This is a genomic window from Ruegeria sp. F5 (assembly GCF_056533845.1).
Window position 1 is genome coordinate 91,598 of record NZ_JBQFOU010000014.1, and the last position, 13,651, is coordinate 105,248.

A 13,651-nucleotide genomic window follows, 5' to 3' on the forward strand; every position below is an offset into this window, starting at 1 on the left:
CCCTGACCGCGCCATCATTCCCCCCGGAAGTGAGTGGCCGGGTGTCAGTGTCCACCTGCCGCAGCGACGCTGCGGGGCTCTGCGGGCATCTCGCGCGGAGGGCGGCCGATTACGTCGCGCAGGTCCTCCAGTTCAATGAAATTGTCCGCCTGACGGCGCAGTTCGTCCGAGATCATCGGCGGCTGGCTGCGGATGGTCGATACGACCGACACCCGCACGCCCTGACGCTGCAGGCTGGCAATCAGCGGGCGGAAATCCCCATCGCCCGAGAACAGCACGATATGATCGACGCGCGGTGCCAGTTCCATGGCATCTACGGTCAGTTCGATATCCATGTTTCCTTTGACTTTCCGACGCCCCATGCTGTCGGTGTATTCCTTGGCCGGTTTCGTCACCATGGTGAAGCCGTTGTAATGCAGCCAGTCAACCAGTGGACGGATCGGCGAATACTCGTCGTTTTCCAGTAGTGCTGTATAGTAGAAGGCGCGAAGTAGCTTGCCGCGGCGCATGAATTCCTGCCGCAGAAGTTTGTAGTCTATGTCAAAACCGAGTGCTTTTGCCGCAGCGTAAAGATTCGAGCCATCGATGAACAGCGCTAGCCGTTCGTCCTTATAAAACATAATAGTCCCTTCCGGTATAAACCAGAACGCAACGTGATGAGTGAGTGGTTGAAAAATGTGGCGCGCGCTGGTGAGCCTATAATTAGGGCATTTATCATGCATCGCAAGTATGCAATTCGCCGAATATAGGGGATTTAATGAGCAAACCCGTGCAAATTGCCGTAATTGCCCTGGGTGCCAATCTCAGGTTGAGAGGAAACAGTCCCAAGGTGACGCTTCAAATGGCTCTTGACGCGCTATCGCGTCAGGGCGTGCTGATTCGCGAAGCCAGCCGGTTCTTCGCGACCCCATGTTTTCCTGCGGGCGCGGGGCCGGATTACGTCAACGCGGCAGCGCTGATCGAGACGGACAAAACCCCCGGGGACCTGTTGCAGGTGCTGCACGAGGTCGAGCATGAGTTCGGGCGCGAACGGGAGCAACGCTGGGGGATGCGGACGCTGGATCTGGATCTGGTCTGCTACGGCGATCTGGTGCTGCCGGACCCTGCGGTGTTTGACCACTGGCTGACCCTGCCCGCACAGGCGCAGCGGCAGCAGGCACCGGAGCAGCTGGTTCTGCCGCATCCGCGCCTGCAGGACCGTGCCTTTGTGCTGGTGCCGATGGTCGATGTGGCCCCCGATTGGCGGCATCCGGTGCTGGGACGGACGGCCCAAGAATTGCTTGCCGCGCTGCCGTCGGCGGATGTCGCCGGGGTTACGCCCCTGTGATCCGCGCATTTGCAGCATTTCTTGCTTGTCAAGGCGTTCAAACAGCCTTAGATAAACCTCTTCCTGACATGGATTCACTAACGGAGAGCGCCCAATGGCCCGCGTGACGGTTGAAGATTGCGTAGACAAGGTTCCAAACCGGTTCGAACTGGTGATGCTTGCCGCCCATCGTGCGCGCGAGATTTCCGCCGGTGGCCCGATCACCGTGGACCGCGACAACGACAAGAACCCCGTTGTTTCCCTGCGCGAAATCGCCGATGAGACCCAAAGCGCCGACGAGCTGCGCGAGCGCCTGATCGAGGCCAACCAGACCCAGATCGAGGTGGATGAGCCCGAAGAAGATCAGATGGCGCTGCTGATGGGTGCGGAATCGGACAAGCCTGCCGATGACGACATGTCCGAGGAAAAACTGCTGCGCGCTCTGATGGAGGCTCAAGGCCAGGGGTAATCCCCAAAAACGAAGGTGCGGACCGGATGATTTCTGCTGAAGACCTGATTGCGCTGGTCCGCAACTACAACCCCAAAATGAATGCCGACCGCATCACCCGGGCCTATGAGTTCGGCAGGCAGATGCATGACGGGCAGTTCCGCCATTCCGGCGAGCCTTATTTCTCGCACCCCGTTGCCGTTGCCGCCATCCTGACCGAACAGCGTCTGGACGATGCGACCATCATTACAGCCCTGCTGCACGACACGATCGAGGACACCAAGGCCAGCTATGGCAAGGTGTCCGAACTGTTCGGGGACGAGGTCGCCAAGCTGGTCGATGGCGTCACCAAGCTGACCAACCTGCAACTGTCCAGCCGCGAGACCAAGCAGGCCGAGAATTTCCGCAAGCTGTTCATGGCCATGTCCAAGGACCTGCGGGTCATTCTGGTCAAGCTGGCCGACCGTCTGCACAACATGCGCACGATCAAGGCGATGCGCCCCGAAAAGCAGGTGCAGAAAGCGCGCGAGACGATGGATATCTATGCGCCGCTTGCGGGCCGAATGGGGATGCAGTGGATGCGCGAGGAACTGGAAGACCTCGCTTTCCGTGTGCTCAACCCCGAAGGCCGCCAGTCGATCATCCGCCGCTTTATCACTCTGCAGCGGGAAACCGGCGATGTGATCCACCGGATCACCGGCGACATGCGGCACGAGCTTGAGAAAGCCGGGATCGAAGCCGAGGTGTTCGGCCGCGCCAAGAAGCCCTATTCCATCTGGCGCAAGATGCAGGAAAAGGATCAGGGCTTCTCACGCCTGTCCGACATCTACGGGTTCCGCATCATCACCCAGACCGAGGAAGACTGTTACCGGACTTTGGGCGCGATCCACCAGCGCTGGCGCGCGGTGCCGGGGCGGTTCAAGGATTATATCAGCCAGCCGAAATCAAACGGCTATCGCTCGATCCACACCACCGTTTCGGGGCGTGATGGCAAACGGGTCGAGGTTCAGATCCGCACCCGCCAGATGCACGACGTGGCCGAAACCGGCGTTGCGGCGCACTGGTCCTATCGCGACGGTGTGCGCTCGGAAAACCCGTTTGCGGTCGACCCGGCCAAGTGGATCGCCAACCTGACGGAACAGTTCGACAACGAAGAGGATCACGAAGACTTCCTCGAAGCTGTCAAGCTGGAAATGTATTCCGACCAGGTGTTCTGTTTCACGCCCAAGGGCGACGTGGTCAAACTGCCGCGTGGGGCGACACCGATTGATTTCGCCTATGCGATCCATACCAGAATTGGCTATTCCTGCGTCGGGGCCAAGGTGGATGGCATCCGTGTGCCGCTGTGGACGCGGCTGAAAAACGGACAGTCGGTCGACATCATCACCGCCGATGGCCAGACGCCGCAGGTGACATGGCTTGAGATTGCCGTGACCGGCAAGGCGCGCACCTCGATCCGTCGGGCACTGCGCGAGGTGGACCGAGAGCGCTTTATCAAGCTGGGCAAGGAACTGGCGCGCGCAGGCTTTGAACATGTGGGCCGCAAGGCCACCGACAAGGCGCTGGACACCGCCGCGAAACACCTGCGCCTGAAGGACCGGCACGAGTTGCTGGCCCGTCTGGGCAGCGCCGAACTGACCGCGCATGACGTGGTCGAGGCGGTCTATCCCGATCTGGCCAAGGACGAAGGCGATGCCATCCCGCTGCGCCGCGCGGTGATCGGTCTGGAGCCCGGCCAGAAATTCGACCGCGCGCCATGTTGCCAGCCGCTGCCGGGCGAACGTATCGTCGGCATCACCTATCGCGGCAAGGGCGTGGTGGTGCACGCCATCGATTGCGACCGCCTGACCGAGTTCGAAAACGAGCCCGAACGCTGGGTCGATCTGCACTGGCATTCGGGCACGCACCCGGCCGTCTACGGCGCGACGCTGGATCTGACCATTGGCAATGACGCCGGGGTGCTGGGGCGTATTTGCACATTGATCGGCGAGAAAAAGGCCAATATCTCGAACCTCGAATTTGTTGACCGCAAACCGGATTTTTACCGTCTGCTGATCAATGTGGAACTGCGCGACCTGGAACAGTTGCATTCGCTGATGCTGACGCTCGAGGCGGAAAGCGACGTTGCGGCGGTCGAACGGTTTCGGGAACGCGCGAAAACCGCTGTTGCGGCTGGCTGAGAAAGGGTGAGCAGGAGTGGTTTTCAAGCGCCGAGATCGCCGCTCGCCTGTCCAGATCGCGTCAGAGTTCGTCTATCCGCGCGGCGGCTGGACCCGCGCCTTTCACTACGTCAAACACCGCGTCCGCCGCCTGCCTGACAGCCCCGAGCGCATTGCGCGCGGCATCGGGGCCGGGGTGTTCGCCGCGTTCACCCCGTTCTACGGCCTGCATTTTCTGGTGGCCGCCGTCCTCGCGCGGCTGTTGAACGGCAACATTCTGGCCGCGCTGTCAGGTACGTTCTTTGGTAACCCGCTGACCTATGTGCCCATAGGTGTGGTCAGCCTGCAGACCGGCCATTTCCTGCTGGGCACGCGGTTCCGCAAGGGCGACACCGACGGGCTGATGGGCAAGTTCGCCGATGCGATGGGTGATCTGAAAGACAACTGCATCGCCATGTTCACCGAACGTGAGGCCGACTGGCACGGGCTCAGCCGGTTCTATGACGATGTGTTCTTTCCCTACATGGTCGGCGGCGTCATTCCGGGCATCGTGGCGGGGGTGGCCTGCGGCTATCTCAGCCTGCCGCTGATCCGCACCTATCAGCAGCGCCGCCGCGCCAAGATCAAAGCGAAATTTGAAGAAATCAAACGTCTTGCGCAGGCAGAGGCTGACGTTACGGTGTCAAACCCACTAGGGTCGGCCCAAGGGACAATGAAGGATTCGAACGATGTCTGACACCCACCTGCGTCTTGGCGTGAATATCGACCACGTGGCCACCGTGCGCAATGCGCGCGGCGGGGCTTATCCCGACCCGCTGCGTGCCGCGAAGCTGGCCGAAGAAGCCGGGGCTGACGGCATCACCGCGCATCTGCGCGAAGACCGCCGCCATATCTCGGACGCCGATATCGACGGGCTGATGGAAGTTCTGTCGGTGCCGCTGAACTTCGAGATGGCCGCGACGGAAGAGATGCAGAAAATCGCCCTGCGCCACAAACCGCATGCGGTCTGCATCGTGCCCGAAAAGCGCGAGGAACGCACCACCGAGGGCGGGCTTGAGGTCGCGCGCGAAGAAAACAAGCTGGCCCATTACATCGCGCCCCTGCGCGAGGCCGGTTGCCGCGTTTCGATCTTCATCGCCGCCGACCAGCGCCAGATCGAGGCCGCCCACCGCATCGGGGCCGAGGTTATCGAACTGCACACCGGCGCCTATTGCGATGCCCATGCCGAGGGCCGCATGGACGAAGCCGCGCGCGAGCTGGAAGCCCTGCGCGAGATGTCGGCCTTTGCGCATTCGCTGGGCCTCGAAGTGCACGCGGGCCACGGCCTGACCTATGACACCGTCAAACCGGTTGCGGCTTTCCCCGAAGTGCGCGAGCTGAATATCGGCCACTTCCTGATCGGCGAGGCGATCTTTCTGGGCCTCACCCCCGCCATAGCCGAAATGCGCCGCCTGATGGATGAGGCGCGGGAATGATTGACCTGACCTCACTTGCGGTAACGGCCCTTGCCTTCTTTATCGTCGCGGTCTCACCGGGCCCCGCGAATATCTCAAACGCCGCAATCGCGATGAGTTACGGGCGCAGGATCAGCCTTATCTACGGTGTCGGCTTGTCCTGTGGTCTGGTGTTCTGGGGGCTGATTGCCGCAAGCGGCATGGGCGCGGTGCTGCAAAGCTCGCTCTACGTCCTGATGGTGCTCAAGGTGCTGGGCGGTCTCTACCTGCTGTGGCTGGCGTGGCAGTCGGGGCGGTCCGCGTTGCGGCCCGACGCCTCCAGAGTGTCCGTCCCGGCCAGCGGCAAATGGTTCTGGCGCGGGCTGGTCCTGAACCTGTCCAACCCGAAATCGGTGATTGCATGGATGGCGGCATTGTCGGTCGGCCTCGGCCCGGATGACGGTTTGCTGTCCGTTGGCGCCGCGACGTTGATCTGCATTGCGGCAGGGTTTCTGAACAACTTTCTCTATTCGATGCTGTTTTCGGTCAGCGGTATGATGGCCGGATACCGCCGGTTCCGCCGCTGGATCGACGGCGTTGTCGCCGGATTGTTCGCGGTTGCCGGACTGGGCCTGATCAGATCGGCCTTTGCGCGATGATCACCCCGGGCTTCATAGCGATCTGGTTCGCCTGGATCATGGCCGGAGGGTCCCCCGGACCCGCGACGATGGGCATTGCCGGAACCGCCATGAACGAAGGCCGCACCGCCGGTCTGGCCTTTGCCCTTGGCATCTGCGCAGGCTCCGCCGCCTGGGGCATTGCCGCCGCCTTGGGCCTGTCGGCGATCATGCTGGCCAATGTCTGGGTGTTCGAGGTGATCCGCTATGTCGGCGTCGCCTATCTGGGCTGGCTGGCGCTGAAAGCGCTGCGCCGGGCGATGACATCCGATGAGGTCGCGCTGGGCAACCCTGTTACTGGCTCGCTGGGCACCATTTTCGCCAAGGGCGCGGCCATTCACCTGACCAACCCCAAGGCGATCCTGAGCTGGGGCTCGATCTATGCCATCGTCGCGCCGAATGACGCCAGCCTGTCCATGCTGCTGGGCTATTTCGGCCTGCTCTACGCGGGCTCGCTGGCGATCTTCATCGGCTACGCCTTCCTGTTCTCGTCCGAGCGCATGGTCCGCACCTACCGCCGCGCCCGCCGCTGGTTCGATTTCGCCTTTGCGGGGTTCTTTGGGCTGGCGAGTTACAAGATCCTGACGGTGCGGTTGTCGTGATGAAATTGTGGCAGCCTGGGCAGAGAACCTTGTTGTTTAATCGGATAACATACGTTGTTTGGTTTTTTCTTCTATTGATGGTGTCGGTCAATTCGGGTTTTGCCAAAAATAAGCTGGGGCTCGATGGCCTGTTCTTTTTTCCTCTCGACCTCCTGGTGTTCCCGGTAATTATGGCGACACTGGTCCAATCGCATCCGTGGTCAAAACTCCATTCTGAAGCGATCCCAAGCGCGACGTTGTGGTACAACGCCTTCTACATGGTTGGCTTGTCAGTATCGGTGTTGCTGACTGTGCAGTTCGTTGGGTTGGTCTACAGGATCAGGTATTGGCACCAGATTGATTTTTGGGACCTTCTTCTAAGAAACAGTGTACTGCTGTTTTGGGCAGCGGTTTCCATCGGACTTTGCAGAACCGTATTATGGCAATCGACACAGACAAAACGAACGCTCTTTGGCGGTGAAAGAGGCTGAAAACCATGATCCTCGGCATCGGCACAGACCTCGCAAATATCGACCGCATAAAAGGAACACTCGACCGGTTCGGCGACCGGTTCCGCAACCGTGTCTTCACCGACACCGAACAGAACAAGGCCGAGCGCCGCCACGACACCGCAGGCACCTATGCCAAACGCTGGGCCGCGAAAGAGGCATGCTCCAAGGCGCTGGGCACCGGTCTGCGGATGGGGATCGCGTGGAAGGATATGGCCGTCACCAACCTGCGCACCGGCCAGCCTGTGATGCATGTCACCGGCTGGGCGGCCGAGCGGCTGAAAGAGATGACGCCCGAAGGCCACGAGGCGATCATCCACGTCACCCTGACCGACGATCACCCCTGGGCGCAGGCCTTTGTGGTGATCGAGGCGCGCCCGCTTCAAGATAGCGCCACCCGGCCTTGACTCGCCCCCACCCGCCCCGCATGTAGCACCCCAAAGACGCAAGGACTGGAGAGCAGTATGGCCGAGGAAGCCAAAACCGGAAGTGGCATTTGGGAAACGATCAAAACCATCGTTTACGCCCTGCTGATCGCAGGCGTCTTCCGGACCCTGTTTTTTCAGCCCTTCTGGATTCCGTCCGGTTCGATGAAGGAAACCCTGCTGATCGGGGATTTTCTGTTCGTCAACAAAATGGCTTACGGCTACTCCTACGCCTCGTGCCCCAGCCTGATCATTCCCAGCGTCGGTCTGAACATCGATGCCGAAGACGTCTGCGGCTGGATGCAGGGCGAGGATGGCAACCGTATCTGGGGCGATGAGCCCGAGCGCGGCGATGTCATCGTTTTCCGCCACCCGGTCACCGGGCGCGACTATATCAAACGTCTGATCGGCCTGCCGGGCGACCGCATTCAGATCCGCGAAGGCCAGATCATCCTGAACGGCACGCCGGTCCCGCAGCAGCCCGATGGCGTCTTCACCGAAACCGCTGAACCGCAAGGCCCGCAACGCCTGCGCCCGCGTTGTTCCAACGGCCCGGTGGGGCTGGGTGGTGTGTGTGAAAAGAACCGCCTGATCGAAACCCTGCCGAACGGCGTGTCATACGATGTTCTGAATATCGGCAATCAGGGCTCGGACAACACCGGTATCTACACGGTGCCCGCCGGCCATTATTTCTTCATGGGCGACAACCGCGACAACTCTGCCGACAGCCGCATACCGCAATCGGCAAACGGGGTTGGCTATGTGCCCTATGAAAACCTGATCGGTCGCGCTGACCGCATCATGTTCTCGTCTGCTGGCCGGTCGATGCTGTTCTTTTGGACATGGCGCGGGGATCGGTTCTTCAAGGCGGTCAATTGAAGCTTTCCGCTGAGATAAGAGCGTTCCAGCAGCGGTTGGGGTATGAATTCTCGAACCCCGAATTACTGCTGCGCGCTCTGACGCACGGATCGGCCTCGTCGTCCACCCGCCCCGACAACCAAAGGCTGGAGTTTCTGGGCGACCGCGTGTTGGGCCTCGTCATGGCCACCGCGCTGCTCGAGGCCGACAGACAAGCCTCCGAGGGCCAACTGGCCCCGCGGTTCAACGCGCTGGTCCGGAAAGAGGCCTGCGCTGACGTGGCCCGCCAGATCGATCTGGGCGCGGTGCTGAAACTGGGCCGGTCCGAGATGCTCTCGGGTGGCCGCCGCAAACAGGCGCTGCTGGGCGACGCGATGGAGGCCGTCATCGCCGCCATCTACCGCGATGCAGGGTTCGAGGCCGCCCGCGACGTGATCCTGGCCCTCTGGGGCGACCGCATCCACACGGTCGAGGCCGATGCGCGCGACGCCAAAACCTCGCTTCAGGAATGGGCGCAGGCGCGCGGGCAGAAACCGCCCAGCTATATCGAGGTCAAACGCAGCGGCCCCGACCACGCGCCCGTCTTCACCATCGCCGCCCGCCTGCAGGACGGAACCGAGGCTCAGGCCACCGCAGGGTCCAAGCGGCAGGCTGAACAGGCGGCCGCCAAGGCGCTGTTGGAGCGGTTGGGTTGAACCTGCGCACCGGGGGTGAGGCGTGAAGATCAGGCCGGCAAAAAAGGAAGATGCCGCCAGCCTTGCGGCCTTGTCGATCGAGGTTTGGGTCGGCACTTACCTGCGGCAGGGCGTGAACTCATTCTTCGCCGATTTTGCGTTGACCGAGTTCACCACGGACCGGTTTGAGACCCTTCTTGAGGAAGGGAATGACTTTGTCATGGTCTCGGAAAACCGCGATGGCATCGACGGGTATGTTCGGCTGGCAAAAGGACGGGATGCACCCGTCGACGGGCTTTCCGATCTAGAGATTGTGACGTTTTACATACAGCCCAGACATCACGGAAAGGGTATTGGTACAGCTTTGCTGGACGTCGCCGTCGAGTATTGCCGGGACCACGGCAGGAGCGTGATCTGGCTGACGACAAACTCCGAGAACACACCCGCAATTGATTTCTATGTGTCCAAGGGGTTCAGGCAGGTTGGCACCACGGATTTCCGTATCGAAGGTCAAGCCTACCCGAACCATGTGCTGGCGCTGAACGTGCCGCTGCAACCCTAGGGGTCAGACCACCCGGATAAATCCGGTCAGCCCGGTTTTCTGGTGCTCGATCACATGGCAATGGAACGCCCAATCCCCGGGATTGTCGGCGACCAGAGCAATTTCCACCACCTCATCCTTGAGCAACAACATCGTATCCGTCAGCAATGGCGGCAGGTTGCGCAGGTTCGATTTCAACGGAACAAACGCCAGCCCGTGCAGGTGGATCGGATGCAGGTTCGGAGATTCATTGCGCAGGCGCAGAACATAACTCCTGCCCTGCTTCAGCGTCGCCAGCGGCCCGACCCCTTGCGCTGCGTCCCCCGGCCAGGGCGTGCGGTTGATCGACCAGAAATTATATCCCAGCGAGCCGCAGAACCCGTTGGTGGGCTCGCCGCCTTCGGGAGTCCAGCCAAAGACGAACTCATGTAGCTCGGCGTTTGCCAGATCGGGACGCGGCACCGGGTTGACCGGCAAAGGTTGCAGCTCACGCAGATCGCGGGCAAGGCTCGCGCCAATGGCCCGCAGCCGGGTCATCGCCCGGTGTGGCTGCCCCGGCAGTTTGGCCATCAGGTCGACGGTTTCGCCCTCGACTTCTGGCATCGCGACAGCAAAATCCACCCGCTGGCCCGGCCCGACCAATAGCGGATCTTCGGCGGTCGGCATCGCCACCTCACCCTCGACCGGGTGCCCGTCCCAGGCAATGATCCGGGCGTCTGCCCCCTGCAGATGCAGCTTGTAGATGCGGGTCGTATCCGAGTTGACAATGCGCAGGCGCACCAGCCCGCCTGCCGTGTGGTCATAGACCGGCGCTTGAAGCCAGTTGGCCGTGTGCACATTGCCAAAGGTTCCCGCCCGCGCAGCCCCGCGCGGCGTATAGGCGGGCAGGAATGCGCCCACCTCGTCCAGCCGGAAGTCGCGCAGGTTGATCACCTGTTCGCTGTCGAAACCGGGGTCCTCGGCTTCGGCAATCACCATCACGCCGGTCAGGCCATGGGCCATCTGCTCCATCGTCATGCAATGTGGATGATACCAATAGGTGCCTGCATCCGGGGGCGTGAATTCATAGTCAAACCGCTCGCCCGGCCCGATGGGCATCTGCGTCAGATAGGGGACCCCGTCCATTGCGTTGGGAATCCGCAGCCCGTGCCAGTGCATCGCGGTATAATCCGGCAGCGTGTTGCGCACCGGCAGCCGCATCACCTCGCCCTGGCGGCCGTACAGAACCGGGGGCGGCGCGTCTGGCGACAGGCTGACCATGCCGGTCGTCACCTGATCGCGCAGGGCAAAGCTGGCGGGCTGCATGGTCAGTTCCTCAGCCCCCGCAGCCAAGCCGAATGTGCCCAGCCCCAGCGCTCCGGCAGCGGCCCCGCTGCCCAAAAGAAACTCGCGTCGTTTCATTTTTGCCTCATTGAAAAGGGTGTGCCTGGCTGGGTTTGGCGTGGCGTGTTCGCATATTTGCCGCCCTATCCGCATGGCGGCAATGCGACAAATGCCTCTGGCCCGCAGGTTCATTCTGCTATAGGGGTGCGCACCTGCAAACAGGATCGCATCACACATGACCACACGCGCCGGATTTATCGCCCTGATCGGAGAGCCCAACGCAGGCAAATCCACCCTTCTGAACCGCATGGTCGGGGCCAAGGTCTCGATCGTGACGCATAAGGTGCAAACCACCCGCGCCCGCATCCGCGGCGTGGCGATGGAGGGTGATGCGCAACTGGTTTTCGTTGACACGCCGGGCCTGTTCAAACCCCGCCGCCGTCTGGACCGCGCCATGGTCGCCGCCGCATGGGGCGGCGCCGCCGATGCCGATGTTGTCGTGCTGATGGTCGAGGCGCATCGCGGCATCACCGAAGGGGTCGAGCGCATCCTCGAAGGTCTGGAAGAGATCGGGCAGGGCCGCACCATCGCGCTGGCCATCAACAAGATCGACAAGGTGCCATCCGAGAAATTGCTGGCGCTGACCAGCGACCTGAACGCGCGTTATCCGTTTGCCGAAACCTTCATGATTTCCGCCGAAAAGGGTCACGGCGTTGACGATCTGCGCACGTGGTTGGCCTCGGAACTGCCCGAAGGTCCGTGGCTTTACCCCGAAGACCAGATCGCCGACCTGCCGCTGCGCATGATCGCTGCCGAAATGACGCGCGAGAAACTGACCCTGCGCCTGCATCAGGAACTGCCCTATCAACTGACCGTCGAGACCGAGAACTGGGAAGAGCGCAAAGACGGCTCGGCCAGGATCGATCAGGTCATCTATGTCATGCGCGACGGCCACAAGGGCATCGTGCTGGGCAAACGCGGCGAGACCATCAAGGCGGTCAGTCAGGCCGCACGGGCCGAGTTGGAAGAGTTCCTGGACCGCAAGATCCACCTGTTTCTGCAGGTGAAAGTCCGGCCCAACTGGCTTGAGGAATCCGAGCGGTATTCGGAAATGGGTCTGGATTTCAAAGACGGCAATGCATGACGCGGCTGACGGCGGAATTCTGGGTCCATGCCTATCTGGCGCGGCTGCGCCTGCAGGATATCCCGGCCTTTGTCGTCACTCATGGCGACAACACCGCCGGCGCTGTTCTGGTCAAGCTGAACACGCTCGACGGGAAAGCGGTCGCGTTCCAGCGCAGCTTCGATCTGATGAGCGGTGCGCGGAAATGGGTCGAACTGTCCAGCGGCCCCGAGTCTGACGTCGATGCCGCCGTCACCCGGCAGCGCGGCTTTGACCCCGACCTCTGGGTGATCGAGGTCGAAGACCGGCAGGGGCGGCATCTGCTGGGCGAGGAAGGGCTGGACTGACGTCCGCGCCAACGGGTCTTGGACAGGCGGCGCAAAGCGATTATTTTGGCGCGGTGTCCCGCACGGTCAGAATCCGGCACATCCCGCGGATACAGCAGGAAAAATGAGGTGTTGGCGTGGCTGAAACGCTTGCAGAGAAACTGGAAAAGTCAAATCTGGGCCACTGGATGCAGCGGTTCGAGGGGTTCATGGTGTTCATCGGCGTGGTCGGCCCCTTTGCGACGCTGCCGCAGCTGGTCAAGCTGTATTTCACCCATTCCCAACACGCCACCGGCCAGTCGCTGCTGTCCTGGTCGCTTTATGCGGCGCTGTCTTTTCTGTGGTTCGCCTATGGGCTGGTCGTCGGCAAGCTGCCGATCTATGTGGGCAATGGCATCTCGATGGTGCTGAACATCCTGATGGTCGTCGGCATCCTGATCCACGCCGGTATGACATTCTGACGGGGCGCGGGGCTCTCACCAGCCGCTGCTTTTGAGGGTGACGTCGTGCCCGGTGGCGCTGAGCGTGTCCCCGGCAAAACCCTTCACCTTGGGGGCAAAGGCCTGAAAATAGGGCTGAGCCTGAACATGGGCCAACGTTTCGGCACTGTCCCATCGGCCCCAGTGAAACCGGGTGACGCCGTCATCGGCCACGGCGACCTGATATGTGAACTTGCCCGCCGCAGCCGGGTCGCTGTTGATTGCCGCGATGAATTCGGTGACGGCGGCCAGCCATTCGGCCTCGTCCCCGTCGTATTTGTAGGTGATTGTGATGCCTCGCATGGTATCGGATCCTTGTTTAACGATATAGTTAAATTAATCTGTGCAAGGCTGATGGGTCAAGCTTTCGTGGACGGGTCGACCAAACCCGCTAGTCCAAATTCCACCCCTCTTCGTACCGACCCAACACCCGGGACAGGTCCCGCAGCGAGGCAAAAAGCCTTGCATACACATCCCGGGACAACATCGGCTTGTTGTCGTCTAGCAGTTGAACAAGATCGACCACATCGGCGGCAAACGCCTCGTAGACATGCTTGTCCGCAGCGGTGGGATCCAGCGTCCAGATGTCGTTGTCATCGTAATAGGTGGCTGGCAGGGGTTCGTCATCAATCATAAAATGCCCTCTTTCCTGATGACGGCACAGGTGGGGGCGACAAGAACGCGGACAAAACGGATGGCAGAAAGTCACAAGAGTTTGGCGGCTTTGAAAAGGGCCCCTGAATCGTCAGCACTTGCGTATCAGGCGTCCTTGGGATTTTCTGCGGGCAG

At 61.4% G+C, this 13,651-nt stretch carries 19 protein-coding genes; 15 read left to right on the forward strand and 4 right to left on the reverse strand.

Annotated features, from left to right (window positions below; genetic code table 11):
• Window positions 1–44 precede the first annotated feature (44 nt).
• The gene (locus ACR0K1_RS19070) at window positions 45–620 is read right to left on the reverse strand and encodes a LabA-like NYN domain-containing protein (RefSeq protein WP_170686665.1); all 576 of its coding nucleotides are present in this window, start codon (window positions 618–620) and stop codon (window positions 45–47) included.
• 137 nt (window positions 621–757) lie between these two features.
• On the opposite strand from ACR0K1_RS19070, the gene folK reads away from it, so the two are divergent.
• From folK to ACR0K1_RS19130, 12 genes are all read left to right on the forward strand, one after another.
• Window positions 758–1,327: a 2-amino-4-hydroxy-6-hydroxymethyldihydropteridine diphosphokinase gene (folK, locus tag ACR0K1_RS19075; protein ID WP_480612323.1), complete on the forward strand. Its 570-nt coding sequence runs from the start codon at window positions 758–760 to the stop codon at window positions 1,325–1,327.
• Between the two features lie 94 nt (window positions 1,328–1,421).
• Window positions 1,422–1,775 (forward strand): DNA-directed RNA polymerase subunit omega, encoded by a 354-nt coding sequence (gene rpoZ / locus ACR0K1_RS19080; RefSeq protein ID WP_010437681.1) that lies wholly within the window; start codon window positions 1,422–1,424, stop codon window positions 1,773–1,775.
• 26 nt (window positions 1,776–1,801) lie between these two features.
• Window positions 1,802–3,934, forward strand: a complete 2,133-nt coding sequence (locus ACR0K1_RS19085) for a RelA/SpoT family protein (protein ID WP_480851509.1) — start codon at window positions 1,802–1,804, stop codon at window positions 3,932–3,934.
• A 16-nt stretch (window positions 3,935–3,950) separates the two neighbouring features.
• On the forward strand, window positions 3,951–4,649 hold the full coding sequence (locus ACR0K1_RS19090) for a DUF2062 domain-containing protein (RefSeq protein WP_480612326.1): 699 nt from the start codon (window positions 3,951–3,953) through the stop codon (window positions 4,647–4,649).
• Window positions 4,642–5,388, forward strand: a complete 747-nt coding sequence (locus ACR0K1_RS19095; protein WP_480612328.1) for a pyridoxine 5'-phosphate synthase — start codon at window positions 4,642–4,644, stop codon at window positions 5,386–5,388. The genes ACR0K1_RS19090 and ACR0K1_RS19095 overlap by 8 nt, the downstream gene beginning before the upstream one ends.
• Window positions 5,385–6,005, forward strand: coding sequence for a LysE family translocator (locus tag ACR0K1_RS19100; protein ID WP_480612329.1), 621 nt, complete (start codon window positions 5,385–5,387; stop codon window positions 6,003–6,005). Before ACR0K1_RS19095 ends, ACR0K1_RS19100 begins: the two co-directional genes overlap by 4 nt.
• Window positions 6,002–6,625: a LysE family translocator gene (locus ACR0K1_RS19105; protein ID WP_480612331.1), complete on the forward strand. Its 624-nt coding sequence runs from the start codon at window positions 6,002–6,004 to the stop codon at window positions 6,623–6,625. Before ACR0K1_RS19100 ends, ACR0K1_RS19105 begins: the two co-directional genes overlap by 4 nt.
• Window positions 6,625–7,095: a hypothetical protein gene (locus ACR0K1_RS19110; protein ID WP_480851510.1), complete on the forward strand. Its 471-nt coding sequence runs from the start codon at window positions 6,625–6,627 to the stop codon at window positions 7,093–7,095. The genes ACR0K1_RS19105 and ACR0K1_RS19110 overlap by 1 nt, the downstream gene beginning before the upstream one ends.
• Before the next feature lie 5 nt (window positions 7,096–7,100).
• Window positions 7,101–7,520: a holo-ACP synthase gene (gene acpS / locus ACR0K1_RS19115; protein ID WP_480612335.1), complete on the forward strand. Its 420-nt coding sequence runs from the start codon at window positions 7,101–7,103 to the stop codon at window positions 7,518–7,520.
• Window positions 7,521–7,577: 57 nt separating this feature from the next.
• A complete protein-coding gene (lepB, locus tag ACR0K1_RS19120; RefSeq protein WP_480851511.1) occupies window positions 7,578–8,417 on the forward strand; it encodes a signal peptidase I in 840 nt (279 codons plus the stop codon).
• Window positions 8,414–9,091: a ribonuclease III gene (rnc, locus tag ACR0K1_RS19125; protein WP_480851512.1), complete on the forward strand. Its 678-nt coding sequence runs from the start codon at window positions 8,414–8,416 to the stop codon at window positions 9,089–9,091. Before lepB ends, rnc begins: the two co-directional genes overlap by 4 nt.
• Before the next feature lie 22 nt (window positions 9,092–9,113).
• On the forward strand, window positions 9,114–9,632 hold the full coding sequence (locus ACR0K1_RS19130) for an N-acetyltransferase family protein (protein ID WP_480612340.1): 519 nt from the start codon (window positions 9,114–9,116) through the stop codon (window positions 9,630–9,632).
• 3 nt (window positions 9,633–9,635) lie between these two features.
• Here the strand turns inward: ACR0K1_RS19130 and ACR0K1_RS19135 are convergent, their stop codons facing one another.
• Window positions 9,636–11,012 carry a multicopper oxidase family protein gene (locus tag ACR0K1_RS19135; protein WP_480612342.1) on the reverse strand — a complete coding sequence of 459 codons (1,377 nt, stop codon included), beginning with the start codon at window positions 11,010–11,012 and terminating at the stop codon, window positions 9,636–9,638.
• Window positions 11,013–11,169: 157 nt separating this feature from the next.
• Here ACR0K1_RS19135 and era point away from each other — a divergent pair, with 157 nt between their 5' ends.
• The 3 genes from era to ACR0K1_RS19150 all read left to right on the forward strand — a co-directional run bounded on the left by era (window position 11,170) and on the right by ACR0K1_RS19150 (window position 12,844).
• Window positions 11,170–12,078, forward strand: a complete 909-nt coding sequence (gene era / locus ACR0K1_RS19140) for a GTPase Era (RefSeq protein ID WP_480612344.1) — start codon at window positions 11,170–11,172, stop codon at window positions 12,076–12,078.
• Window positions 12,075–12,404 carry a DUF1491 family protein gene (locus ACR0K1_RS19145; RefSeq protein ID WP_480612345.1) on the forward strand — a complete coding sequence of 110 codons (330 nt, stop codon included), beginning with the start codon at window positions 12,075–12,077 and terminating at the stop codon, window positions 12,402–12,404. Before era ends, ACR0K1_RS19145 begins: the two co-directional genes overlap by 4 nt.
• Window positions 12,405–12,520: 116 nt before the next feature.
• Window positions 12,521–12,844: a SemiSWEET transporter gene (locus tag ACR0K1_RS19150; RefSeq protein WP_480612347.1), complete on the forward strand. Its 324-nt coding sequence runs from the start codon at window positions 12,521–12,523 to the stop codon at window positions 12,842–12,844.
• Window positions 12,845–12,859: 15 nt separating this feature from the next.
• On the opposite strand, the gene ACR0K1_RS19155 is transcribed toward ACR0K1_RS19150, so the two are convergent.
• Together ACR0K1_RS19155 and ACR0K1_RS19160 are read right to left on the reverse strand one after the other, a co-directional pair.
• On the reverse strand, window positions 12,860–13,165 hold the full coding sequence (locus tag ACR0K1_RS19155) for a putative quinol monooxygenase (RefSeq protein WP_480612348.1): 306 nt from the start codon (window positions 13,163–13,165) through the stop codon (window positions 12,860–12,862).
• Window positions 13,166–13,253: 88 nt separating this feature from the next.
• Window positions 13,254–13,496 (reverse strand): hypothetical protein, encoded by a 243-nt coding sequence (locus ACR0K1_RS19160; RefSeq protein ID WP_480612349.1) that lies wholly within the window; start codon window positions 13,494–13,496, stop codon window positions 13,254–13,256.
• Window positions 13,497–13,651: the final 155 nt, after the last annotated feature.